The organism is Streptomyces sp. NPDC028305, assembly GCF_055569495.1.
In genome coordinates, this window is the sequence record NZ_JBVHTN010000002.1 from 223,733 (window position 1) to 248,707 (window position 24,975).

Here is a 24,975-nt window from a genome sequence, read left to right on the forward strand (position 1 = left end):
CTCAGCTGTGCCGGCGTGCCTGGTCCAGTTGGGCATGACCGGCCGCCGGAGCGGGCCCGGCGACCGGAGGCGAGGCGGCAGGGGCGGTGCGGGCGGTGACCACCATGACGGCGAGACCGAGCGCCACGACCGCGGCGCCCACGTACAGCGGCGCGGTGTACCCCAGGCCGGCGCTGATCGCGAGGCCGCCGAGCCAGGCGCCCAGGGCGTTGCCGACGTTGGAGGCCGAGACGTTGGCACTGGCGGCGAGCGGCGCGCCGCCGGCGGCGTCCGTGACGCGGGTGATCATGCCGGGGACGGCGGCGAACCCGAAGACGCCCATCAGGAAGACCAGGACCACCGCTGCGACCCGGCCTTCGGCCAGCAGCCCGAACGCCGCGAGCGTGGCGGCGAGTCCCGCCAGGGACACGATCAGCGTGCGGTCGCGGTCACGGTCGGCGGCCCGGCCCCCGACGATGTTGCCGATCACCAGGCCGCTGCCGTAGACGACGAGCAGCCAGGCGACATCGGTGTCGGAGAAGCCGGTGACCTCGGTGAAGGTGTACGCGATATAGCTGAACGCCCCGAACATGCCGCCGTAGCCGAGCGCGGTGGCGCCGAGGGTCAGCCAGACCTGCCAGGAACGGAAGGCGCGTAGCTGGGGGCGCAGGCCGCCCGCCCGGTGGGCCTGGTCCACGGCGCCGGCCCAGGCCGGGACCCACACCGCGATGGCGGCCACGGCCAGCACGCCGATCCCGGTGATCGCCCAGAACGTGGCGCGCCAGCCCCAGCGTTCGCCGACCAGGGCGCCGAACGGCACCCCCAGCACATTGGCGACCGTCAGCCCGGCGAACATCACGGCGACCGCGCGCGAGGCCCGCTCCGGCGGGACCATGCGGCGGGCGACGAGCGAGCCGATGCCGAAGAAGGAGCCGTGACACAGGGCGGCGACGACGCGGCCGAGCATCGCCACGGCGTAGCTGGGCGCGACGGCGGACAGCAGGTTGCCGAGGACGAACAGCGCCACCAACCCGACGAGTACGGCCTTGCGGTGGAGGCGGGTGGTGGCGGCGGTCAGCAGGATGGCGCCGATCGCGACGCTCAGGGCGTATCCCGAGATGAGCCACCCGGCCGCGGCCTCGGACACCTCCAGGTCGCGGCTCACCTGGGGCAGCAGGCCCGCGATCACGAACTCGGTCAGACCGATCCCGAAGCTGCCGAGCCCGAGCGCGATCAACCCGGCGGGCATCCGCCGCGCGTCCCCGTCCTGTCCGATGTTCACGCAAACATCATGGAGTCCGGCGGCCGAAGAGGGCAAGGTCTTCCTCGCCGCCGGCTCCTGACCGAGACGGTCACGCATTCAAAACCGCGCCGTCCGAACGGTACGGTGACGGTATGCGACCGAGTCAGAAGAACGTGATCCTGGATGCCGCGATCCGTGTGACGGAGCGGGACGGGATCACCGGCCTGACCCTGGAGTCGGCGGCCGAGGAGGCCGGCGTCACCAAGGGCGGACTGATGTACCACTTCCGCACTCGGGACGATCTGTTGGTGGCCATTCAGAAGCATCTGACCCGGAGCTGGGAGGAGCTGCTCGAAGCGGAACTGGGCAAGCCGCTGGAGGAGGCGACCGAGCGGGAGACCGTGGCGGCGTACACCCGGGTGGGCGCTCAGGGCGCGGCGAGCAAGGCCGACCTCGCCTTCATGGTCGAGTCGGCGACCAGCCCGGAGCTCGCCGCCGTCTGGGACGACCACATCACCCGCTGGGCGCCGCCTCCCGCGTCCGCCGAGCCGCACGACATCGACCTGCTTCTCGCGCGGCTCGCCGTCGACGGCCTGTGGCTGCTGAAGGCCACCAGCCCGATCCCGCTCCCGGAACCGGTCATGGCGGCCCTGCGGGCACGGCTGGCCCAGTTGACCGAAGGGGAGAGCGACAAGGCCGAGTGACGGGGCGGCCCCGCGGTCCCGTTCCGGCAGGGGCTGTGGGGCGCTCAGCCGTGCAGGGGGAGAAGCATCCGGAAGGTGGCGCCCTCGCCCGGGGCCGTGCGGACCTCCACCCGGCCGTGGTGGGCCGTCACCAGGGAGTCGACGATCGCGAGGCCGAGGCCCGCGCCCCCGCTCTCGGTGCGGCCGCGGGCGTCGTCCGCGCGGTAGAAGCGGTCGAAGACCCGGGCGGCCTGCTCCTCGGACATCCCCGGACCCTCGTCCTGGAGTTCCAGAACCGCCAGGCCGTCCTGGGTGCCGACGCCGATCCGCACCGGGGTGCCGGGCGGGGTGTGGGCCACCGCGTTGCCGACGAGGTTGGAGGTCACCTGCCGCAGCCTCGCCTCGTCGCCGAGCACCGGCGCGCCCCCCGGCGGGCCGCCGTCGGGGCCGGTGAGGGTGACGGGGCGCCGTGGATCGAGCGCGCGGAGGTCGTGCAGGGCGTCGGCGGCCAGGGTGCGCAGGTCCATGGGGGTGAGCCGGAGCGGGAAGCCCGCCGCGGCGGCGTGCTCGTCGAGGCGGGCCAGCAGCAGCAGGTCTTCGACCAGCCGCACCAGCCGTGCCGCTTCCCGCTCGATGCGGCTCATCGCGGCATCGACATCGGCCCGCTCGGGCATGCCGCCCATCCGGTACAGCTCGGTGAACCCCTTGATGCCGAAGAGGGGGGTGCGCAGTTCGTGTCCGGCGTCCGCGATGAACCGGCGCATGAGCTCGGCGGCGGCCGCCCGAGCGGCGTCACTCGCCTCGATCCGGTCCAGCATGCCGTTGAGCGCCGCGGCCAGCCGGCCGAGTTCGGTGCGGGAGGCGGCCAACTCCGGGACCCGGCTGGACAGGTCGCCGTCCGCGATGGCCGCCGCGGTGGTCTCGATCCGGCGCAGCGGACGCAGCCCGGCGCGCACGGCGAACCACCCGGCCACGCCGAGCAGGGCCAGCACCAGGGAGTCGATGAGCAGCACCCGGGCGCCGAGCTGCGTCATGGTGGCGTCGACCTGGGCGAGCGAGCCGGCGATCATGACGCTGCGGCCGTTCCGTCCCCCCGGCGCGTCGAGCGGCACGGCGATCACCCGCCAGGACTCGTCGCCGTCGACGGCCGGGACCTCGAACGGCCTGCGGTCACGTTCGGCGACCGCCGCCGCGTCGAGCGGGGGCAGCGATGGAGAGCTCCGTACGGCCGGGCGGACGACCCGCTGCACGCGGCCGCTCGGCGCGAGGTAGGCGAGATAGACATCGCCGGTCAGGTGTCGCTCCACGGTGGCCCGCACCCGCGGAGCCTGGTCGCCCGCCACGTCGGACAGGTCGGTGAGGCCCGCGGCGACCGTGGCGGCGGTGCGGAGCCGGCCGTCCAGCTGACGCACCAGGTCTCGCTGGAGCAGGACGACGACCAGGGCGTTGCTGCCGAGCAGGGCGACCACGAGCAGCAGCAGGGAGATCGCCAGCAGCCGCCCGCGCAGCGAGAGCCGACCCCGTAAACCGCGCATGTGCGCGGGGCTTCCGCTCACCGCCGGGGCCTGCGCAGCACATAACCGGTGCCGCGCACCGTATGGATCAGCTTCGGCTCGTCCAGGTCCACCTTGCGCCGCAGATAGCTGATGTACGAGGCGACGATGCTGTCGTCGCCCCCGAAGTCGTACTGCCAGACCAGCTCCAGGAGCTGGGACTTCGACAGCACCTGCCCGGCGTTCTCCATCAGCACGCGCAGCAGGCTGAACTCGGTCGGGGAGAGCTGCACGGGGCGGCCGCCCAGGGTCACCTGATGGCTGTCCGGGTCCAGCTCAAGTGGGCCGACGACCAGCCGGCCGTCGGCCTGCCGGCCGCTGGTGCGGCGCAGGATGGCCCGGATGCGCAGGACCAGCTCCTCCAGGTTGAACGGCTTGGTGACGTAGTCGTCACCGCCCGCTCTGAGCCCGCTGATCCTGTCCTCGGCCGCATCGCGGGCGGTGAGGAACAGCACCGGCGGATGCCCCGCCGCCGCGGCGGGATGCTGCCCGCGCAGCCGGCGGACGACCTCGAAGCCGTCGAAGTCGGGCAGCATCACATCCAGCACGATCAAGTCGGGACGCCGCTCCCGCACCGCGGCCAGCGCCTGGGCGCCGGTCGCGACCGGGACCACCGCGAATCCGGCCAGCCGCAGGCTCGCGGACAGCAACTCGCGCAGCGTCGGCTCGTCTTCCACCACCAGTAGCCGTTCCGATGCCGTCATCCGTCCCGTCCCCACCCGATCGTCCGCCGACGGTCAGTCTTCCGCTCTTCCGGGGCGGATCCGCACGAGTCTGGGTGCGCCATGTGAACCGGGAGGCCCGGCCGACGGAAACCGGCAGGTCATGGCGGCCGTCCGGCCGGAGACTCACAGAAACTCACAGAAAGCGGTGCCCGGCTCAGCAGCGGCTCGATGAACCGGGCGGCGTCCGTGACGCCTTAGGCGGCGTCCTGCACTGGGGGGCCGGGGCCGCCCGGCGGGACGGGGAGGGGTCCGCCGGGCGGCTCGGGGTCAGGCGCAGTTGGCGGGGGTCGCCCGCGACGCGTCGTCGATCAGCGCCTCGTGGGCCTCCTTGAGCCGCCGTGCATCGGGCTTGACGACCTTGCGGTCGTAGGTGAGCAGCCCGTTGAGCTCGCCCTCGACGTCCGAGATCTGGGTGTACACCGCGCCGTTGCCGCCCTTGCAGGCCAGGGCGTGCACCTCGGCCAGCTTGGCCAGGTAGTCATCGGTGTAGGTGGCCGGGTCGACGTCGACGTAGGACTGCTGTACCGACCAGGCGTGTCCGGGTACGGCCAGGCCGAGGCCGCCGTACTCGCCGCTGACCTGGGCGCGCTTGCCGTCCGGGTGCGGGGGCAGCGCGGGGCTCGGGTAGCCGTGCTCGTCCATGATGTCGCCGGTGCCGCCGTCCGCGCCGAGGTTGAGGCCCGACATGCTGTTGACCAGCCGGGTCGGGTCCCAGGCCTTGGCCTGGTCGGCGATGCGGGCCATGTCGTACTGGCCCCAGCCCTCGTTGAAGGTGACCCACATGACGACCGACGGGCTGCTGATGTGCTCGTCGATCATCTGCTTCATCTCGCGCTCGTACTCGGCGCGGGACGCCGAGTCCGGGTTGACCCCCGCGGTCATCGCGGGCATGTCCTGCCACACCAGCAGGCCCAGCCGGTCCGCCCAGTAGAACCAGCGGTCCGGTTCGACCTTGATGTGCTTGCGGACCGAGTTGAAGCCCATGTCCTTGTGCGCCCGCAGGTCGTAGGCCAGGGCCTCGTCGCTGGGCGCGGTGTGCAGGCCGTCCGGCCAGAAGCCCTGGTCGAGGGTGGCCATCATGAACACCGGCTTGCCGTTGAGGACCGTGCGCGGGGTGCCGTTCACGTTCTCGACCGCGATGGAGCGCATGCCGAAGTAGCTGCGGACGCGGTCGGAGCCGACACTCACCTTCAGGTCGTAGAGGAACGGATCGTCGGGCGACCACAGGCGCGCGTTGTGGATCTTCAGGGTGAGCGGGGCGCCGCTGCGCCCGCTGACGGTGGCGACGGCTTGCTTGCCGTCGTAGGCCGTCGCCGTGACCGGAAGACCGTCCCGCACGCCCCGCGGCTCGACCGTCACGGTGCCCGCGTCCACATCCGGGGTGAGCTTGAGCGAATCGACATGGTCGGCCGCGACCGGCTCCAGCCACACCGTCTGCCAGATGCCCGAGGACGGCGTGTACCAGATGCCGCTGGGGTCGAGGCGCTGCTTGCCGAGGGGCGGGTTCTCACCGCTCGCGGCGTCGGTCGGGTCGTAGACGCCGACGATCAGCTCCTGGGTGCGGCCCGGCTTGAGGGCATCGGTGATGTCGGCGCTGAACTTGTCGTAGCCGCCCTGGTGGTCGGCGACCTTGGCGCCGTTGACATAGACCTCCGTCCGCCAGTCGACCGCGCCGAAGTTCAGCCGCAGCTGCTTGCCGGAGCCGATCTTCCAGTCAGCCGGGACGGTGAAGGTGCGCCGGTACCACATGCGGTCCTCGTGCCGCTCGATCCCCGACAGCTGGGACTCCACGGGGTACGGGACGAGGATCCTCTCGGCGAGGTTCCTGCCCACCGGCGGCCGTTCGCCCGCCTTGGCCGCGGCGAACTGCCAGGTGCCGTTGAGGTTCCTCCAGTCGCCGCGGGTCAGCTGCGGTCTCGGGTACTCGCGGTGGGCGTTGGCCGGGGTGACGTCATCGGCCCACCGGGTGCGCAGTTCGTACGTCGAGTGGTTGGCGCCGCTGCTCCAGAAGGGCTTGACAACGTTGCCGGTCGTGCCGGTGAGGCCGCCCGTTCCGTCGTAGCGCACGTCGGCGGTGCCGCGTGCGGTGCCGGTCTTGTTGCCGACGACGGGCTCCTCGAGCGCGACCAGCAGCGACTTGGGGTCGGCCTGGTCCAGCCGGGCCTTGCCGAGCGGCCAGGTGGCGCCGCCGATCACCGCGGTCAGGTGGTCGGTGAGCCCGGCCGGGGGCGTCTGGAGCTTCTGGGTGAAGTCGAGCTTGAGCGTCCGGCCGTCCCCCAGGACCGTGGTGGCGATGGCGCCGTCGTAGTCGTAGCCCTCGGGCAGCAGGAAGGCGGACTGCGGGACGCGTGTCTTCGTGCCGCCGGGCGGTGTCCAGCGCACATGAAGGTTGGAGCCTCCGTAGTGCTCGAAGTACTCGACCTTGATGTCGTACGCCGTGTCCGCCGTCAACTCCACCGGCGCGCTGGTCTGTTCGCGGTCCCAGTCGTCGACCCAGTGGTCGATGACGAGCTTGTCGCCGACCCAGAGGCGGAAGCCGTTGTCCCCGGTGATCGAGAAGGTGGTGGGGCCGGTCTTCTCCGGCACGATCCGGCCGGTCCAGCGGACGCTGACGTCGTCCGAACGGCCGGTGGCGGAACTCAGCCGGGACTCCAGGGAGTCGAAGTCGAGCTGCGGGTCGAACCCGGTGGCCTTGAGCTCGTGGAAGTCGAAGGCGCCGGGGGCGGACTGGGTGTAGTACTCGCCCTTGAGGCCGTGAATCTCGGCGGGATCGTCCGCGGCCGTCGCGGCGGGCGCGGCGGCCAGTCCCGCGGCACCCAGCACCGCCGCGAGGAGCGGGGCGAGTCGGTTTCTCAGCGGTCTGAACGGACTTAACGATCTGATGCGCACGAATCCTCCTTGACTGAGGAAGGGTGGCGGCTCGGTGCTTCAGTCTGTACAACGTTGTCATCAGGAGCAGTTGGCATGAGAGCACGGCTTCCGGTTGTAAGTCCAGACCATGCACAGGCTCCCGGTTCAGGAGCACCCGTCGATGCCACTCGCCGGACCCCTGCCCCGAGCGGAGGCGTCCACGAACACCGGCAGGGCGAAGTTCGGCGATGTATCGGTGACGGCCCGTCCCGGCCGCCGGACGTGACCGTTTACCTCTCATTGAGAGGTAAAGTGGAGGCGTGGTCACAGAGAACTTCCCGGACTCGTTCGCCGATGTGCTGGGCGGCGTCCAGCGGCTGATCCGGCGGCGGCTGCGGGCCGGGATGACGGAGCCGCGGCTGCGGGGTGCGCAGGTGGAGCTGTTGTGGTTGGTCATGGCCCGTCCCGGGATCCGGGTGTCGGCCGCGGCCAAGGAGCTGTACCTCGCGGGCAACTCGGTCTCCACCCTGGTGAACCAGCTGGTGAAGGCGGGCTATCTGCACCGCGAGACCGATCCCGGGGACCGGCGCTCCGGACTGCTGACGGCCACCCCCGCCGCCGAGGCCCGGCTGCGGGAGTGGCGGGCGCGGCGCGGGGCGCTGGTCCGCGAGCAGGTGGCGCGGCTGTCCGAGGACGAGCGGGCGGCGCTGGCCGCGGCCGTTCCGGCGCTGCGCAAACTGGCCGAGAACCTTCATGAGGAGGTGGACGGGCTATGACCGACATCTCGGAGCGGGCCGCTCCGGTCGCGCTCGTCTGCGAGGGGCTGCGGTACGCGTTCGGGGCGACCAAGGCGGTCGACGGCCTGGAGCTGTCGGTCCGGACCGGCGAGGTCTTCGGGCTGCTCGGCCCCAACGGAGCGGGCAAGACCACCGCGATCCGCTGCATCACCACCCTGCTGCCGGTCCCGTCCGGCATGGTGCGGGTGTTCGGGCACGACGCGGCGAAGGAGCGGATGGCGGTCCGCAGGCTGCTGGGCTATGTACCGCAGCAGCTGTCCGCCGACGCCGGGCTCACCGGCCGGGAGAACGTGGAGCTGTTCGCCCGTGTCTTCGACGTCACCCGCCGGGAGCGGGCCGCCCGCGTGGCGCGGGCGCTGGAGGCGGTGGGCCTCACCTCGGCGGCCGACCGGCTCGCCAAGACGTACTCCGGTGGCATGGTCCGCCGCCTCGAACTGGCGCAGGCGCTGGTCAGCGCGCCCCGGCTGCTGATGCTGGACGAGCCGACGATCGGCCTGGACCCGATCGCCCGGACCAGCGTGTGGGAGCACATCAACGCGGTACGGGCGGCCACCGGGATGACCGTGCTGGTCACCACGCACCACATGGACGAGGCCGACCAGTACTGCGACCGCGTCGCGCTGATGCACCGCGGCCGGATCCACGCCCTCGGAACGCCCGACGAGCTCCGCTCCGCGCTGGCCGACCGCCGCCGGGCGGAGGGCGAGGCCGATCCGAGGCCGACGCTCGAGGACGTCTTCCGGGACGTCGCCGGCAGCGGCCTCGATGAGCAGGGAGGAGACTTCCGCGATGTCCGGAGCACCCGTCGCACCGCGTCCCGGGTCGGCTGAGGCCCCCGGGTTCGTACCGCACGCCCGGTCCGATCCGCTGCTGACCCCGCCGCGCCCCCGCACCGGCTGGCGGATGGTGCCCGCGCGGGTCGGCGCGATGTGCGTGGTCGAGTTGCAGAAGCTGCGACACGACCGCACCGAGCTGTACACCCGGGCCGTCCAGCCCGCCCTCTGGCTGCTGATCTTCGGCGAGACCTTCACCCGGCTCAAGGCCATCCCGACCGGCGGCATACCGTACATCGACTATCTCGCGCCCGGCATCATCGCCCAGTCCGCGATGTTCATCGCCATCTTCTACGGGATCCAGATCATCTGGGAGCGGGACGCCGGGATCCTCACCAAACTGCTGGTCACCCCGACCCCGCGAGCCGCCCTGATCACCGGCAAGGCCTTCGCCGCCGGGGTGAAGGCGCTGATCCAGGCGGTCGTGGTGATCGTCATCGCGGCACTGCTCGGGGTGGGGCTGACCTGGAATCCGCTGCGGCTGCTCGGGGTGGCCGTCGCGGTGATCCTCGGCTCGGCCTTCTTCTCCTGTCTGTCGATGACCATCGCGGGGATCGTGCTGACCCGCGACCGGCTGATGGGCATCGGGCAGGCCATCACCATGCCGCTGTTCTTCGGCTCCAACGCGCTGTATCCGCTGGCGCTCATGCCCGGCTGGCTCCAGGCCGTCAGCACCGCCAATCCGCTGAGCTATCAGGTCGACGCGTTGCGCGGACTGCTGCTCGGCACCCCGGACCATCTCGTACTCGACTTCGTCGTCCTGGTGCTGGCGGCGGGGGCCGGGATCGCGGCGGCCTCCTCGCTGCTGGGGCGGCTGGCGCGCTGACCCGATCGGCCGGCGCCGAGCAGCAGCTCCGCGGCCACCGTCGTCCCGTCGGTGCGGACCGCGCCGGCCACGGCGGTCGCTCGGGCCCGGGTCTCGGGGGCCAGGGCCGTCCTGAGCGCGGCCGACAGGGACTCGGCGGTCGGAGTCGGGCCCTCGTGCGCCGCGCCGATGCCCAGTTCGGCCACCCGGCCGGCCCAGTACGGCTGGTCCACCATCTGGGGTACGACCACCTGGGGCGCGCCCGCCCGGGCGGCCGCCGTGGTCGTGCCCGCGCCGCCGTGGTGCACAACGGCGGCCACCCGGCCGAACAGCGCCTGGAGGTTGGCCTCGCCGACGACGAAGCAGTCGTCCCGGTCGTCGACCGGGGCCAGCTCGGCCCAGCCGTGGGAGACGACCACGCGGCGGCCCTGCGCGCGGATCGCCTCGACGGCCACCCGGGCGGCGTCCTCCGGTGCGCGCATGCTGCCGAAGCCCACGTACACCGGTGGTGTGCCGGCGTCCAGGAACGCCTCCAACCCGGCCGGGAGCGGGCGTTCCTTGGGCAGGATCCACGCGCCGGTCTGCACCACATCGAGGTCCGGGGTCTCCTGCCACGGGCTCAGAGTCGGATCCGTCGCCAGCCACGGGCGGTCGGTGAAGACGTGGTCCCGGACGTTGTCCACCGGTGGCAGGCCGATCGACGCCCGGCGGGTGTTGAGCGCCGCGCCGAACAGCTCCTGGATGGCCTGGGCGTCCAGGTCCCACAGCGCCCGGTTGTCGGTCACGTCCGCCGGGAACGGCAGGCCCTCCCGCGGTGGCGGGGGGTAGTGCGGTGACGGAAGGGCGACCGGAAAGTAGCTCGCGTACACGTAGCGGATGCCCCGTTTCTCCGCCACCGACCGCGCGGCGACCTGGCTCAGACCGGCCGCCACCAGCGCATCACATCCCTCCGCCGCCGCGCCGACCACATCGAACTGCTGGGCGACCAACTCGACGCGCCGCCGGGCCAGTTCCGCCGCCGACGGGGGCGTCGCCCCGTGCATCAGCGGGCGGACCGGCCGGCCGAGCGGCACCATCGGCACGCCGACACCGGCCAGCAGCCGGGCGAACTCCTGGTCCGGGGGCGCGCACATCCGCACCTCCGCGCCGAGCGCCCGCAACCGCACCGCCAGTCCCACCATCGGTTCGACGTCCCCGCGCGATCCGTACGTCGACAGCAACACACGCATGCGGACTCCCGTCTCCTTGGGTATCCGGGCTCGGGTATCCGGGCTCGGCCCCGGCTCAGCCCTTGAGCGGGCCGCCGTTGATGGCCACCCGGCGGCCGTAGCGGGTGTGCGGGTAGTAGTCGTACGTCGCGTGGTGCTGGACGCAGCGGTTGTCCCAGAACACCAGGGTGCCGGGCGCCCAGCGCACCCGACAGGAGAGCAACGGGCGTTCCGCGACCACCTTGAAGAGCAGGTCCAGCACCGCCCGGCTCTCGTCGGCCGACAGCTGCGGGATGCGGTCGGTGTAGGCGGGGTTGACGTAGAGGACCCGGCGGTCGGTCTCCGGGTGCCGGACCACCAGCGGGTGCTCGGACTTCGGCACCACGTAGTCCGGTGGCAAGGGGTACCCCCTGAGCGACAGCCCGCCGTCGTGCACGGCGGTCAGCCCGTCCAGCAGCCCGCGCAGCGCGGGGGAGAGCATGTCGTAGGCCAGGTACATGTTGGCGAACAGAGTGTCGCCGCCGCAGCCCGGCTCGGGTGTCCGGGTGATGTGCAGCATCGAGCCGAGCGACGGCTCCGCGTCCGCGGTGCCGTCGGCGTGCCAGCCGTTTCCCGCCACGTTGCTCGCCTCGGCGCTGGTGCGGATCTCCAGCACGTACGGGTCGCCCTCCGGCGGCGGCGGGTTGACCGGACGGGGTTCGCCGAAGTGGCCGGCGAACCGCTTGTGGTCGTCCACGCCGATGTCCTGCCTGCGGAAGACCAGCACATGGTGGTCGAGGAAGGCGCGGCGGACCTCGGCCAGCTGTTCCTCGGTCAGCTCCTGGGTGAGGTCAAGACCGGAGACCTCGGCGCCGATGACCGGGGTGATCGGCGCGACCTCGATGGTCCGGTACTCGGCCCGTGGCCGGGTGGTGATCCGCTTGATGGCGTCCAGTTCGTAGTCTTCCATGGCTCTCCCTGCCGGTATGGGGCGGATGGTTCCGGGCGGCCGGTGCCGGTCGTCAGCGCCGACCGGCCACCTCGCGGTGGACGTCGTTGACCGCGGTTGTCACCGCCGCCACATGGGGTGGCCGGACCAGGCCGTAGTGGGTGGTCTCCAGCTCCTCCCAGGCGCCCGGCGCGGTCAGATGGGCCCGCCACAGCTCCCGCTGCTCGGCGGGCGAGCCGAGGGGCGGCAGGCCCTGCTCCGGGAGCCGGGCCAGCCACATCCGGGCCGGGGTGGCGGCCAGCCGCGGCAGCCGGTGCCCGGCCATGGCACGGAGGTTGGCCAGGCAGCGCCGGGTGAGGCGGTCGGCGTACTCCCGGGCCGCCTCGCCGTCCCGGCCATCGCCGCCGAGCCCCAGCTCGTGCGCGAAAAGCGCCTGCAACTCCGCCTCGCCGTACGTCCGGTAGAGCGGGCCGGAGCCGGGTGGCGGCGGGTCCAGCAGGTGGAGTGTGTCCACGGGCCGGCCGGCCGCTTCCGCTTCGGCGGCCATGCCGAGGGCCACCCAGGCGCCGAACGACCACCCGGCGAGCTGCCGGTGCCGGCCGGCGGCCGGGAAGCGCGCTTCCAGCGCCGCGTGGTAGTGGCGGGCCCGCTCGGCGATGGTCCACTCCGGGCCGCCGGGCCGGCGCAGCGCCGGGTCGGCGATCAATGCCACGGTCAGCCGCGGGTCGAGGCCCGCGACCAGCGCGCGGTACGCCTGGATGTCCCCGCCGACCGGGTGCACCAGGCACAGCACCCCGGTTCCGGTGCCCTGCTGCCACACCTCGAGCGCCACCTGCGATCCGGCCACCGGGACGGCATCGGCCGCCCCGGCCGTACCGTCGGTGTCGCGCGCCGCGGTGCGGGCCCGGTCCAGCAGGGTCAGCACCTCGTTCAGCGAGACCTGGTGGCTCAGCTCGGCCAGGTCGAGCTCCACGTCGAAATGGCGCTTCATCTCGCCGATGAGGTCCAGCAGGGTCAGCGAGTCGGCGCCCAGGTCGTAGAGCGAGGTGTCCGGGTCGAGGGCGTCAAGACCCAGCCACTCGCACAGCCGGTCGCCCAGCAGCCCGGCCGGTTCGCTCCCGCTCTCCGCGGGGCCGGGCCGCGAACCCCCGGCGTCCCGTGTGGCGGTCGTGGTGGCCGGGGCGGGGGCGGGTCCGGCGTAGAAGGCGCGGGACGCCTCCAGCTCGGTGGTGGAGACCAGCACCTGCGGCAGTTGCGCGGCCAGCGCCCGCGCGAAGGTCCGGCGGCCCTCCGCCACCGTCAACCCGACCGCCAGATGGGCCTGGTGGCGGGCGTCCGAGGCCGGGGCACGCAGCGCCATCCCGGCCTCGCGCCACACGTCCCAGCCGATGGCCAGCCGGAGCGTCGCCCCACCGCCCTCCGGCTCGTGGTGGGCGAAGGCGTCCAGCACCCCGGCCGCCGCAGCGTAGTCGAGCTGGCCGACCCCACCCAGCGTCCCGGCCATGGAGGAGCAGTAGACGGCCAGCCGCGGCCGGAACCGCTCCACCAGGCGCTCCACCAGCAGCGCACCGTGCAGCTTGGCGAGCGAACCGGCCCGCGCCACGGCGGGGTCGCGGCGCGCGATCAGCCCTCCCGCCCCCGCGCCGGCCGCGTGCACCACGGTGTCCAGCCGCCGGGTGCGGTCGGCGACGAGAGCAACGAGAGCGGCGAGTTGCTCCAGGGAGCCGGCGGCGGAATCCGCGGCCAAGTCGGCCTCGACCAGCTCGATCCGGTCGGCCCATGGCGCCAGCGCGCCCGGCAGCTCCGGCCGCCGGGCCAGCAGCAGCACCCGGCCGGCGGTCCGCTCCAGCAGCCAGCCGGCGATCGTGGCGCCGATTCCGCCGGTGCCGCCCAGCACCAGGTGGGCCGTGTCCGCCCCGGTCGGCAACACCGGTTCGACGGCGGGCGATGGCGTCGCCACCGGCACCGTGGCCCGCCGCCACCAGTAGCCGTGGCGCAGCGCCAGGTGCGCCGGCAGGGGCTCGTCGGCGCTGTCGGCGGCCAGCAGCGCCGCCAGTGGCGCCGCCCAGCCGGGCGGCGCGGCGGCCGGGAGGTCGACCCAGTGCCCGGCGGCGGCGCCCTCCTGCGGCGCCACCTCGGTGACCCCGGCGAGCAGCGCCGACTCGGGCCGCTCCACCGGACCGCCCACCGGCCGGGCCCGGTACGACAGCCACACCGGGCGCGGCGTGATGCCGGTCCGCCCGGCCGCCGCCCGGACCAGCGCGGCCGGAGCGTCCAGGCAGGCCCAGCGGGCCCGGCGCAGCCGGTCGGTGTCGACCGGGCCCGCCACGCTCAGCGGCAGCGCGTGCAGCCAGTCCACGGCGCCCAGGCCGCCCAGCGCGTCCAGCAGCGCGCCGAGCGACGCCGGGTCTGCCGGGTCCACCAGGTAGGAGTCGTCGTCGAGCCGGGCGAACCCGTCCGCGGCGGCCACCAGCACCACCCGCGGACGGACCGAGCGCAGCTCCCGTACCTGCTCCGGGTCGGCCGGGCCGTCCGTGACCAGGACCAGCGGGCGGGAAGCGGCAGCCGGGGCGGTGGCGCCCGCCCGGCGGAACCGGACCCAGTGCGGCTGGTGCAGCCACCGCTCCTCGGCCAGCCGGGCCGGCCGGCCGGCACCGGTCGGCGCCGGCCCGGCCGCCGCCCGCTCGATGTCGTACTCCGCCCGGTCGAAGGAAGGCGGGGGGAAGTCCCACGGCGGCTGCGCCGGCCCCGCCGGCCAGCCGATCCGCCGGCCGGCCAGCCAGTCGGCGACCAGCCGCGGCGCGCCGCGGTCCGCCGCCGGGACCGGCCCCGTGTCCGGACGGTCCGGCTGTACCTCGGTGGCGGTGGTGGCGGCGGTGCGCAGCCACCGCACCGCCGAGGCCGGGTCCGGGCAGACCGCCGCCATCCGCCAGCGGCGGGCCGGTCGGCCGGCCTGGAGATGGCGCAGCACCGCCGGGTACTCCTGCCGGCGCTCCGCGAGGTACGCGGCGATCCGGTCCGCGTCGGCGCGCAGCGCCGCCTCGCTGGAGGCGGAGAGCAGCAGACAGGGCGGTGGCGCGTCGGCCGGCCGCCCCGGCTCGCCCGCTTCGATCACCGCGTGCGCGTTGGCGCCCCCGATGCCGAAGCTGCTGACCGCCGCCACCCGCGGCCGGTCGGCCGGCCAGGGCAGCGCCTCGGTCGGCACATAGAACGGTGTCGGGTCGGGGCCGAGCCGCGGGTTGAGGGCGCGGAAGTCCAGCGTGGGCGGGATCAGGCCGTGGTGGACACACAGCGCCGCCCGGACCAGCCCGACCACGCCGGCCGCCGCGCCCAGGTGGCCGATCTGGCTCTTGACCGAGCTCAGCGCGGTACGGCCGGACTCCGGCACCTCGAACGCCTGGCGCAGCGCGCCGACCTCGACCGGATCGCCGAGCCGGGTGCCGGTGCCGTGCGCCTCGACATAGCCGAGGTCGGCGCCGGTACGCCCGCTGCGGCGCAGCGCGGTACGGATCACCTCGCGCTGGCCGGCGAGCGAGGGGGCGCTGTAACCGAGTTTGTCCGAACCGTCGTTGTTCACCGCCGACCCGGTGATCAGCGCGTAGACCGTGTCACCGGCGCTGCGGGCCAGCCGCAGCGGCTTGAGCACCAGCATGCCGACCCCGCTGGAGCCGACGGTGCCGGTGGCGTCGTCGCTGAAGGACCGGCAGTGGCCGTCCACCGAGTAGATGTGCTGCGGCCGGTAGCGGTAGCCGTCGCTCAGCCCGGTGTCCACCAGCACCCCGCCGGCCACCATCACATCGGCGTCGCCCTGCCGCAGCAGCCCGGCGGCCACATGCACCGCGAAGAGCGAACTGGCGCACGCCGCCTGGACGGTGAAGGCGGGGCCGGTCAGGCCGAGGTGGTAGGCGGCCTTGGTGGCCAGAAAGTCCTTCTCGTGGTGGAGCGCGAGCTGGAACCCGTCCGGCAGCCGGTCCGGGTCGGTCTCACGCAGCATGGCCTGGAAGTAGGTGTTCTCGCCCGCACCGGCCACCAGCCCGACCCGCACCGCCGAGGTGTCGGCGATGCCGGCGTGCGCCAGCGCTTCGACGCAGGTCATCAGCGTGTGCCGCTGCTGTGGGTCCATCAGCCGGGCCTCCTGCCGGCTGATGCCGAAGTGTTCCGGGTCGAAGTCGAGCAGCCCGTCCATCTGGCTGCGCGCCCCGACCAGCCCGTCCGGCGCGTCGAAGTACTCGATGCCACGGCCACCGTCGCGGATCAGCTCCCAGAAGGCCCGCAGGTCCGGGGCGCCGGCCAGCCGTACGGCCATCCCGACCACCGCGATCGGCTCCTGGTCCGCCGCGCCGGCCGAACGCGCGGCGGGGGCCGAGGGCTGGTCCGCGGCGCCCCCGCCGGAGCGGTCCGGCCCCGTGCCGTCCAGGAAACGGGCCAGCGCACGTACCGTCACCTGCTCGAACAGGTCGGTGATCTCGAACCGCAGGCCGAGCGTGGTGGTGCACCGCAGGTGGAACCGCATCAGCCCCAGGCTGGACGCACCGGCCTCGAAGAACGTCTGGTCCGGGCCGATGGGCGCACCGGTCACCGCCTCGAACGCGGCGGACAGTTCGGCCTCCCGCGCCGACAGCCGCTGTCCGTCGGCCGGGGCGCGCCGCAGCTCCCGGCCCGGGGCGCGCAGCGCCGCCCGGCGGTCCAGTTTGCCGCTCGGGGTGCGCGGCAGCGATTCCAGACGACGGAACCGGTCGATCCGTACGTGCGGCGGGAGCAGCGGCAGCAGGTGGTCGGCCAGCTCCCGGGCCGAAGGGGGTTCGTCGCGGCACTCCAGGCAGGCGGTCAGCCCGCCACTCTCCGGGACCACCACCGCGCCCGTCACCCCCGGGTGGCGCAGCAGCGCGGCCTCCACCTGGCCCAGCTCAAGACGGTGGCCGCTCAGCTTGATCTGCTGGTCGACCCGGCCGTGGTAGTGCAGCAGCCCGTCGTGGCCAAAGGCGGCCCGGTCGCCGCTGCGGTAGCACAGGCCCGCTCCGGGCAGTTCGACGAAACGCTCCCGATTCAGCGCGCCGTCGCCCGGATAGCAGCGGGACACCATGGTGCCGCCGATCAGCAGATCGCCGACGCGACCCGGTGGCAGCGGCTCGCCGGCCGGGTCCACCACCCGCAGCAGCGCTCCGGCCACCGGCACGCCGATGGCCGGCCGCTCCGGCCAGTGCGCCGGGTCGCCGTCCAGACACAGCGCGCTGACCACGTGTGTCTCGGTCGGCCCGTAGTGGTTGAACAACCGGGCGCCCGGCAGGCCGGCGAACCAGCGGCGGATGGCGTCGGTGCACACCAGTTGCTCGCCCGCGGTGACCACCTCGCGCAGCCGGGACGGGTAGCGGCCCAGATGGACGGCGTGTTCGGCCAGCAGTTGCAGCGCCACGTACGGCATGAAGATCCGCTCCACGCCGGCCGCCTCCAGCTGGTCGAGCAGCGCGGGGGCGTCCTGCCGCCAGCCGGGGCGTACGAGGTGCAGACAGCCACCGGCGCACAGGGTGGTGAAGATCTCCTGGAACGAGACGTCGAAGGACAGCATGGAGTACTGCTGGGTCACGGCCGGTGCGCCGAGCCCGCCCTCGGCCGCCTGCCAGTGCAGCAGGTTGGCCAGCGTGTGGTCGAAGACCTGGACGCCCTTGGGCACCCCGGTGGAGCCGGAGGTGAACAGCGTGTACAGCGGACGTCCGGCGTGCTGCGGCAGCGGTACGGCGGGCGGCTCGCCGTCCGCCAGGGTGACCGTCCGGCGTGCCGTGCCGCCCGGGTCCACCGCGTCGAACGCCGGCCCGCCGCCCGGCGCGAGGAGCACGCACACCGGGTCGACCTGGCGCAGGATCTGCCGCAGCAACTCGGTCGGATAGGCCGGGTCGAGCGGCACCGCCGTCCAGTTGAGCCGGGCCAGCGCCAGCAGTGCCACCACGTGCTCCACCGACGGCTCCATGAACAGCGCCACCTGCCGTGGCCGCTCGTCACCGGCGGCCAGGGGGTGACCGGCCCGCAGCTCTCCGGCGAGCGCCGCCGCCCACCGGTCAAGACGCGCGTAGCCGACCGGTCCGTCCGCGGCCACCAGGGCCGGCGCGTCCGGGGTCCGGGCCACCTGGGCGGTGATCCCCTCGGCCACCGTGGTCCAGCCGCCGGTCGGCTCGGGGCCGCGCCCGAACTCCGGCAGCCCGCGCCGGTACGGGGCCGCCAGCTCGACGGGGGTGCCGGACCGGCCGGTGGCGAGCAGGTCGAGGGCGGCCCGGAACAGCCGGTCCATGGCCTCGACCTCGGCGGCCGCGAAGTGGTCGGCCGCGTACTCCCACAGGCAGTCGAATCCGTCCGGGTGTTCCACCAGCGAGACGGTCAGCGCCACCTTGGCCTCGGCCGGTGCCCGCCACTCCGGCCGGGCGGCGATCCCCGGCAGCTCCAGCGCGCCGAAGTCGGTGTTCTCCAGGACGAACAGAATGTCGAAGGGGGACTCGTCGGCCAGGTGGCCACGGTCCTCCAGCACGTCCGCGAGCGACACGTCCTGCCACTCCAGGGTCTCGCGCACCGCCGCGCCCAGCCGTAGCAGTTCGGCGCGCAGCTCGCCGCGTGGCGCCACCGACACGGGCAACAGCACGGTGTTGGCGAACATCCCGACACTCGACTCGAACTCCTGCACAGGACGGCCCGTGACCGGCGTGGCGATCCGCGGCCGGGTCCGGCCGGTCACCGCGTACAGGCTCCAGGCGCACACGCCGAGCAGCAACTCGAAGCGGCTCAGCTCCAGTTCGCCGCAGAGCCGGTCCACCGCGGCACGGCGGTCCGCGCCCAGCGCGGTGTGCCACAGCCGGCCCTCGGGTCGGGGCCGGTGGCGGGCCGGGCGCAGCGGCTCGTCGGGCTCCTCCTCGGCGGCCCACCGCTCGCGCAGCCCGGCGCGCAGCGCCTGGTACCCCGCCCCGGCGAACCAGTCGGCCTGCCAGGCCGCGTGGTCCAGCGGGGTGGGCGCCCCGGAGACCTCCGGCAGCGCGGTGTCCGGCGACCCCAGCGCCCGGGCGTAGCAGGCCGACAGGTCGCCGAAGAGCACGGTCAACGACCAGCCGTCCACCGCGATGTGGTGCAGACGCAGCAGCAGCGTGCCGCCGTTCCGCCGCGGCAGCCAGCAGGCGGCCAGCATCCGGGGGCGCGCCAGCTCGTGCGGCTCGGCGAAGAACCGGTCGGCGAAGGCGGACATGGCCTCCTCATCGGCGAGAGCCGTGGCCTCCGGCTCGGTCCACGGGTCGTACGGCTCGCCCACCACTTGCAGCAGACCGTCCGGCGACGCCTCGAACCCGGTACGCAGGGCCGGATGCCGGGCCACCAGGCCGCACAGAGCCCGGCGCAGCGCGGCCCGGTCCACCGGCCCGTCCAGCCGCAGCGCCTGGCCCACCGTGTAGCCACGGGAGCCGGGGAAGCGCTGGTGGTGCAGCCAGAGCCGCTGCTGCTCGCTGGTGGCCGGACCGCGGGTGGCACCGGACGGCGGGGCCGGCACCGGGTGGCGCGGTCCGGCCGCCGAGCCTGCCTGATCGATCGCCTCGGCGATGGTGGCGAAGTCGGCGTGCAGCACCGCCGCTTGGCTCAGCTCGTGCCCCCAGCGGCGGCGGATCTCGAACCGAAGCCGCAGAGCCCGCAGCGAGTCGCCCCCGCTGGAGATCCATCGGTCGGTGGGGCGCAGCCCCGACGTGGCGAGCACCGCCTCGGCCAGCTCCAGCACCTCGCGCTGCCGGGCGGTGACCGGGGCGACCGGGCCCGTGTCGGCCGAGCGCTGCCACGGGCGGTCCGTACGGCGCAACAGCGCGGCCCGGTCCACCTTGCCGTTGCCGGTCAGCGGCAGCGCGTCCACCCGGTGCACCCGGTGCGGCCTCATATAGGCCGGTACGGCGGACGTCAGATGCCGGTCGAACTCCTCGAACTCCAGCTCCGGGCCGGCCACCAGATAGGCCAGCAGCTCGTGTCCGGCGGCCTCCGGATCCTCCCGGGTGCAGACATACGCCTGCCGGACCGCCGGGTGCGCCGCGATCCGCCGTTCCACCTCGGCCGGCTCGATCCGGAAGCCACGCACCTTCACCTGCCGGTCCATCCGGCCCAGATAGCTGATCACGCCGTCGGGGTCGGCCCGCACCAGGTCACCGGTGCGGTAGTGGCGCTCCCGGCCGCCGTCGTGCCAGGGCAGCCGGACGAACCGCTGGGCGGTCTCCTCGGGCAGGTTGCGGTAGCCGGTCGCCACGCCCGGCCCGGACAGCAGCAGCTCGGCCACCTCGCCCGGTTCGGCGACGCGTTCGGAGCCCGGCACCACCAGCAGCGCGCCGGTCTCCGGGATCGGCAGGCCGACCGGCACCACGTCCGCGTCGAAGTCCCGGGGGATCGGGTGAATGAGCGCGAAGGTGCATACCTCGGTGGGGCCGTAGATGTTGTGCAGCACCGTGGTGCCGCCGGCGTTGTGCTCGTACCAGCGCCGTACCACGGCCGGGTTGAGCTGCTCGCCGCCGACCATTACCTGCCGGGCACCGGCGAAGCAGGAGGGCACGGTGTCCACCACGGCGTGGAAGAGCGCGGTGGTGACGAACAGCGTGTCGATCCGCTCACGCAGCAGCGCGGCGGCGAGCCGGTGCGGCGACTGCACGTCCTCGTCCCGCAGCACCACACAGCAACCGCCGGTCAGCAGCGGTGTCCATATCTCGAAGTCGATCGCGTCGAAGGCCGGGTTGGACAGGCAGGAGAACCGTGCCCCCGCCACCGGCCGCAGCCAGCCGGGCAGCGCCATCCGCATGACGCCGGTCTCCGGCAGCTCCACGCCCTTGGGGCGGCCGGTGGTGCCGGAGGTGTAGAGGACCAGCCCGGCCGGCCGCTCCGGAAACCCGTCGAATTCTCCCGGCCCGGCCCGGTGGTCCGATACGGCGCTCAGCAGCCGGGCCGCCGACAGCGGACGCACCGTGGCCGGCGGGTCCTCGGGCCCTGTGGTGCCGTGCACCAGCACCACGCTGCCCGAGTCCGTGAGGATGTGCGCCTGTCGCTCCGGCGGGCTCTGGGTGTCCAGCGGCACCACCCGGGCGCCCAGCCGCAGCGCTCCGAGCACCACCACGACCAGTTGCCAGGAGCGGGGCAGGCCGACCGCGACCGCATCGCCGGGGCGCACTCCATGGCCGCGCAGCGCCGCGGCCACGTGAGCGCCCGCGGCGTCCAGCGCCGCGTAACTGAACCGGCGGCCCTGGTCCACGAGCGCGATCGCGTCGGGGGTGAGCCGCGTCTGGAGGTGGACGCCGTGTGCCAGACCGGTCGCCACCCTGGCCGGTATGCCGCTCGAGGTCGTCATCAGAGCCCCAGCGCCACAGTCGGCACGGACGGCACGCCCGGCACGGCCGGGCGCCCCGCCTCCGCGGCGTCCAGCCGGGCCAGTTCCGCGACGACCACCTCGGCCACCGCCGGCACCTGCGAGGCCTCCAGCAGCTCCCAGTGGCCGCAGTCGAGCGGCACCACCGCGAACCCCGCCCCGGCCCGCCGCCGCCAGAACTCATGGGTCGGGTGCGGGCCCGCCGCGCCCGGCCCGTCCGCGGCGGCCTCGATCAGGGTCAGCGGGGCGGTGGTCGGCCGCGGCTGGTGGCCGCGGGCGGTCATCCGGCTGTGGTTGTAGGTCGCGAAGTACCGGGTGAGCTGGTCGGCGTCGATGCCCGGGTACATGCCGTTGAACCGCACCAGCTTCTCGGTGAACTCCTCGTACTCCACCGGCTGGATCGCGGCCCGCTCGGCCGGGTCGTCGGAGGCCTGGGTGTCCAGCAGCACCACGCTCAGCCGGGAGTGTCCGGCCAGCGCCAGCCGTCGGCCCATCTCATGCGCGATCAGACCGCCGTACGACAGCCCGCACAGCACCAACGACTGGTCCGGGCGGGCGCCGATCAGCTCCAGGTACGCCTGCGCCATCGCCTCGACGGTGGGCAGCGGCGCCTCGTCCGGATTGAGGCCCGGGGCCTGGACGCCCCAGACCCCGATGTCCTCGGGGAGCGCGCCGGCCAGCGGCAGATAGCAGAAGGCGGTACCGCCGGCCGGATGGACGCAGATCAGCCGCCGCAGGCCGGCGCCGGCCCGGAACTCGATCAGGTTCGTGCCCGGCGGCCCGGAGGCGCCCCGGCGCAGCCGTTCGGCGAGTGCCTCGATGGTCGGATGCCGGATCACCTCGCGGATGGGCAGCGTCTCGCCGAACTCCTCGCCGATCGCGTGGGCCATCTTGATGGCCGAGATGGAGGTGCCGCCGACATCGAAGAAGTCGTCCGATATGCCGATGGCGGGGTGGAGCAGCAGCCGGGACCAGATCCGGTGCAGCGCCAGCTCCACATGGTCGCGCGGGGCCGAGATGTTGACCTGCGCCGGCAGCGCCGCCCGGGCCCGCTCCAGCAGGGCCGCCCGGTCCAGCTTGCCACTGCGGCCCAGCGGCAGATCGGGCAGCTCCACGAAGACCGCGGGGACCATATAGTCCGGCAGCCGCTCGGCCAGCGCCGCCCGCCACTCGTGCGGTTGCCGGGACGGCGCCCCGCCGCGTGCGATCCCCGCCACCAGCCGTGGTTCGCCGGCCGGGTCGCGGTCGACCACCACCGCGGCCTCCCGCACCCCCGGCAGCGCCAGCAGAGCCGCCTCGACCTCGCCCGGCTCGATCCGGAAGCCGCGCAGCTTGACCTGGTCGTCGCGGCGGCCGGCGTACTCGGCGTTGCCGTCCGGCAGCCGGCGGGCCAGATCGCCGGTGCGGTAGATCCGGCCGCCCGCGACGAACGGGTCGCTCCGGAACCGCTCGGCGGTCAGCTCCGGCTGGTTGAGATATCCGCGGGCCACGCCCGCCCCGCCGATGTACACCTCGCCCACCACGCCGGGCGGCACCGGCCGCATCCGCTCGTCGAGCAGGTAGAGCCGGGTGCCGGGCAGCGGCCGGCCGATCGGGCACGGCCGGTCCACCGGCCGCGGATCGAGGTAGGCGGTGCTGTACAGCGTGGTTTCGGTCGGTCCGTAGCCGAAGCAGATCCGCAGCCCGGGCAGGGCCGAGGCCATCCGGTGGAGCGCCGCCTCGGGCAGCGACTCCACACCGGTCAGCAACTGGCGAAGCGCCAGCCCGGCCAGCCGGCCTTCCGGGTCCTCGTCGATCCACCGCACATAGGCCGGCGGCAGGAAGGCCTGGACCACCCGGTGTTCGCGCAGCCAGCCCATCAGCGCGGCCGGGTCGCCGCGTAACCCCTCGGGCACCAGGTGCACTTCGGCGCCCGTGGTGAGCGGCAGCAGCAGTTCGTGCACCGAGGCGTCGAATCCGATGCTCGACCAGGCCGAGGTCGCCTCGCCCGGGGTGGCGCCGAACCGCGCGAGCCACTGGTCGAAGAGGTTGAGCACATTGCCGCGGGTCACCGCGACACCCTTGGGGCGGCCGGTGGAGCCGGAGGTGTACATCACATACGCCAGATGCGAGGGCGGAACGGCGATGCCCGGTGCGTCGTCCCGCGCGCCCTCGGCCTCGACGGCCGTCAGCGACTGCCAATTGTCCGGCGCGCCCCGCCGGTCGGTGAGCACCAGCGCCGGCCGTGCGTCGGCCACCATCGCGGCCAGCCGTTCGGCCGGCTGGCCCGGGTCGAGGGGAAGCCAGCCGGCGCCGGCCTTGAGGACGCCGAGCACCCCCACCACCAGCTCGGCCGACCGGCCGGCGTGCACCGCGACCACCTGGTCCGGGCGCACCCCGCGGGCGATCAGGGCGTGCGCCAGCCGGTTGGCCCGCCGGTCGAGGTCGGCGTAGGCCAGCCGACGCTCGCCGTCCACCACCGCTGTGGCCGCCGGGGCGGCCCGCACCCGCGCCTCGAACCGCTCGACCAGCCCGGCCGGTTCGGCGGCCCGCTCCGCTGTTCGAGCGGTGCCGGGCCCGGCGGCGTCCCAGTCGGCCAGCAGCTCGGCGATCTCCGCCTCGTCCAGCAGCGCGTACTCGGTGACCGGCCACCCGGGCTCCCGGGCCAGCTGCTCCAGCACCCGGACCAGATAGCGCACGTGGCGTTCGACGGTCTCCCGGTCGAAGAGCGCGGTGGCGTAGTCCAGATCGCCGACGATCCGCCCCTCCGCCTCCTCCAGCGCCAGGACCAGGTCGAACTTGGCCGGGGCGAACGGCATCGGCAACAGCCTCACCGCCACCCCCGGCAGCTCCAGCACCCCCTCCATGGGCGGGACCCAGGCGAGCATGGTCTGGAACAACGGGGTGTGCGCGGCGCTGCGCGGCGGGTTGACCAGCTCCACCACCTGCTCGAACGGCAGGTCGACGTTCTTCACCCCGGCCCGGACCGTGGCCCGTACCTGCCGCAGCAACGCGGAGCCGGTCGGCGCGTCCGCCAACTCGACCCTCAGCGCCAGCGTGTTGACGACGAAGCCCATGATGCCGCCGACATCGCCGCGCCGGCGATTGGCCGTAGGGGTGCCCACCACCAGGTCCCGCTGCCCGGACAGCCGGGACAGCACGATCGACCAGCCGGTCAGCAGGGTGGCGAAGAGCGAACCCCCGTGCTCCTCGGTGACCGCCTTGAGCGCCGTGGTCAACTCCGGGCCGATCTCCAGGCGCACCCGGTCGCCGGAGTGGTCCTGCTCGGCCGGGCGCGGCCGGTCGGTCGGCAACTCCAGCAGCGGTGGCACGCCGGCCAGCTTCCCGGCCCAGTACTCCTCCTGCGCGGCGGGCTCCCCGCCGGCCATCCACGTCCGCTGCCCGCGGGTGAAGTCGGCGTACTGCCACCGCGCCGGCGGGAGCGGATCCGGCTCGCCACGCAGCAGGGCCGCGTAGAGCGCGCCGGTCTCGCGCAGCATCATGCTCCGGGACCAGCCGTCGAACATCGCGTGATGCACGGTCAGCACGATCACATGGTGATCCGGGCCGAGCACCACCAGCCGTCCGCGGGCCAGCGGTTCGGCGGCCATGTCGAACGGCACGACGGTCTCCCGGCGCAGCAGGTCGGCCAGCCGGTCCTCGGCATCCGGGCGGCCGGTCAGATTGTCGACCGCCAGCGCGAAACCGGTGTCCGCCGGATCGACCTGCTGGTACGCCTCGCCCTCGAACGGCACCAGTCGGGTGCGTAACGCCTCATGACGGACGGTCAGGGCGTCCAGCGCCCGCCCCAGCACCGTCCGGTCCAGCGGTCCCCGCAGCCGGAAGGCCATCGGCTCGTTGTACGCGGCACTGGCACCGTCCCGCTGGGAAAGCACCCACAGCCGACGCTGGCCGTAGGAGAGCGGCGGCCGACTGTCAGGCCGCGGAACGGGTGCCGGGCCGGTTGAGGAGGCAGAACCGGACAACGATGTCATCGACAAGAGCAGCCCTTCTCACGTGTGGAGCCGGAACAT

The 24,975-nt window shown here is 73.8% G+C and carries 11 protein-coding genes and 1 pseudogene; 4 read left to right on the top strand and 8 right to left on the bottom strand.

Annotated elements, in window-relative coordinates; genetic code table 11:
- Nucleotide 1: 1 nt before the first annotated feature.
- A complete protein-coding gene (locus ACZ4WQ_RS07885) occupies nucleotides 2-1,228 on the bottom strand; it encodes an MFS transporter (RefSeq protein ID WP_311722348.1) in 1,227 nt (408 codons plus the stop codon).
- A gap of 146 nt (nucleotides 1,229-1,374) precedes the next feature.
- Between ACZ4WQ_RS07885 and ACZ4WQ_RS07890 the strand changes: the two genes are divergently transcribed.
- The gene (locus ACZ4WQ_RS07890) at nucleotides 1,375-1,926 is read left to right on the top strand and encodes a TetR/AcrR family transcriptional regulator (RefSeq protein WP_385340109.1); all 552 of its coding nucleotides are present in this window, start codon (nucleotides 1,375-1,377) and stop codon (nucleotides 1,924-1,926) included.
- A gap of 44 nt (nucleotides 1,927-1,970) precedes the next feature.
- On the opposite strand, the gene ACZ4WQ_RS07895 is transcribed toward ACZ4WQ_RS07890, so the two are convergent.
- From ACZ4WQ_RS07895 to ACZ4WQ_RS07905, 3 genes are all read right to left on the bottom strand, one after another.
- A complete protein-coding gene (locus tag ACZ4WQ_RS07895) occupies nucleotides 1,971-3,440 on the bottom strand; it encodes a sensor histidine kinase (RefSeq protein WP_398374129.1) in 1,470 nt (489 codons plus the stop codon).
- Between the two features lie 17 nt (nucleotides 3,441-3,457).
- Complete coding sequence (locus ACZ4WQ_RS07900; RefSeq protein ID WP_352127275.1) at nucleotides 3,458-4,162, bottom strand: response regulator transcription factor; 705 nt, start codon at nucleotides 4,160-4,162, stop codon at nucleotides 3,458-3,460.
- Between the two features lie 288 nt (nucleotides 4,163-4,450).
- Nucleotides 4,451-7,006: a PA14 domain-containing protein gene (locus ACZ4WQ_RS07905; protein WP_398374130.1), complete on the bottom strand. Its 2,556-nt coding sequence runs from the start codon at nucleotides 7,004-7,006 to the stop codon at nucleotides 4,451-4,453.
- Nucleotides 7,007-7,353: 347 nt separating this feature from the next.
- On the opposite strand from ACZ4WQ_RS07905, the gene ACZ4WQ_RS07910 reads away from it, so the two are divergent.
- The 3 genes from ACZ4WQ_RS07910 to ACZ4WQ_RS07920 are packed head-to-tail and all read left to right on the top strand — an operon-like array spanning nucleotide 7,354 to nucleotide 9,489.
- On the top strand, nucleotides 7,354-7,809 hold the full coding sequence (locus tag ACZ4WQ_RS07910; RefSeq protein WP_398374131.1) for a MarR family winged helix-turn-helix transcriptional regulator: 456 nt from the start codon (nucleotides 7,354-7,356) through the stop codon (nucleotides 7,807-7,809).
- Nucleotides 7,806-8,660 carry an ABC transporter ATP-binding protein gene (locus ACZ4WQ_RS07915; protein ID WP_398374132.1) on the top strand — a complete coding sequence of 285 codons (855 nt, stop codon included), beginning with the start codon at nucleotides 7,806-7,808 and terminating at the stop codon, nucleotides 8,658-8,660. Before ACZ4WQ_RS07910 ends, ACZ4WQ_RS07915 begins: the two co-directional genes overlap by 4 nt.
- Nucleotides 8,620-9,489, top strand: coding sequence for an ABC transporter permease (locus ACZ4WQ_RS07920; protein ID WP_311722041.1), 870 nt, complete (start codon nucleotides 8,620-8,622; stop codon nucleotides 9,487-9,489). Before ACZ4WQ_RS07915 ends, ACZ4WQ_RS07920 begins: the two co-directional genes overlap by 41 nt.
- Nucleotides 9,490-9,500: 11 nt before the next feature.
- Here ACZ4WQ_RS07920 and ACZ4WQ_RS07925 read toward each other — a convergent pair.
- The 4 genes and pseudogenes from ACZ4WQ_RS07925 to ACZ4WQ_RS07940 all read right to left on the bottom strand — a co-directional run.
- Nucleotides 9,501-10,697, bottom strand: a pseudogene (locus ACZ4WQ_RS07925) (glycosyltransferase); the annotation flags it as partial.
- A 55-nt stretch (nucleotides 10,698-10,752) separates the two neighbouring features.
- Nucleotides 10,753-11,625 (bottom strand): TauD/TfdA dioxygenase family protein, encoded by an 873-nt coding sequence (locus tag ACZ4WQ_RS07930; protein WP_398374133.1) that lies wholly within the window; start codon nucleotides 11,623-11,625, stop codon nucleotides 10,753-10,755.
- A gap of 52 nt (nucleotides 11,626-11,677) precedes the next feature.
- Nucleotides 11,678-20,944, bottom strand: coding sequence for an amino acid adenylation domain-containing protein (locus ACZ4WQ_RS07935; RefSeq protein ID WP_468022110.1), 9,267 nt, complete (start codon nucleotides 20,942-20,944; stop codon nucleotides 11,678-11,680).
- Complete coding sequence (locus tag ACZ4WQ_RS07940) at nucleotides 20,944-24,936, bottom strand: amino acid adenylation domain-containing protein (RefSeq protein WP_398374135.1); 3,993 nt, start codon at nucleotides 24,934-24,936, stop codon at nucleotides 20,944-20,946. The genes ACZ4WQ_RS07935 and ACZ4WQ_RS07940 overlap by 1 nt, the downstream gene beginning before the upstream one ends.
- Between the last annotated feature and the right edge of the window lie 39 nt (nucleotides 24,937-24,975).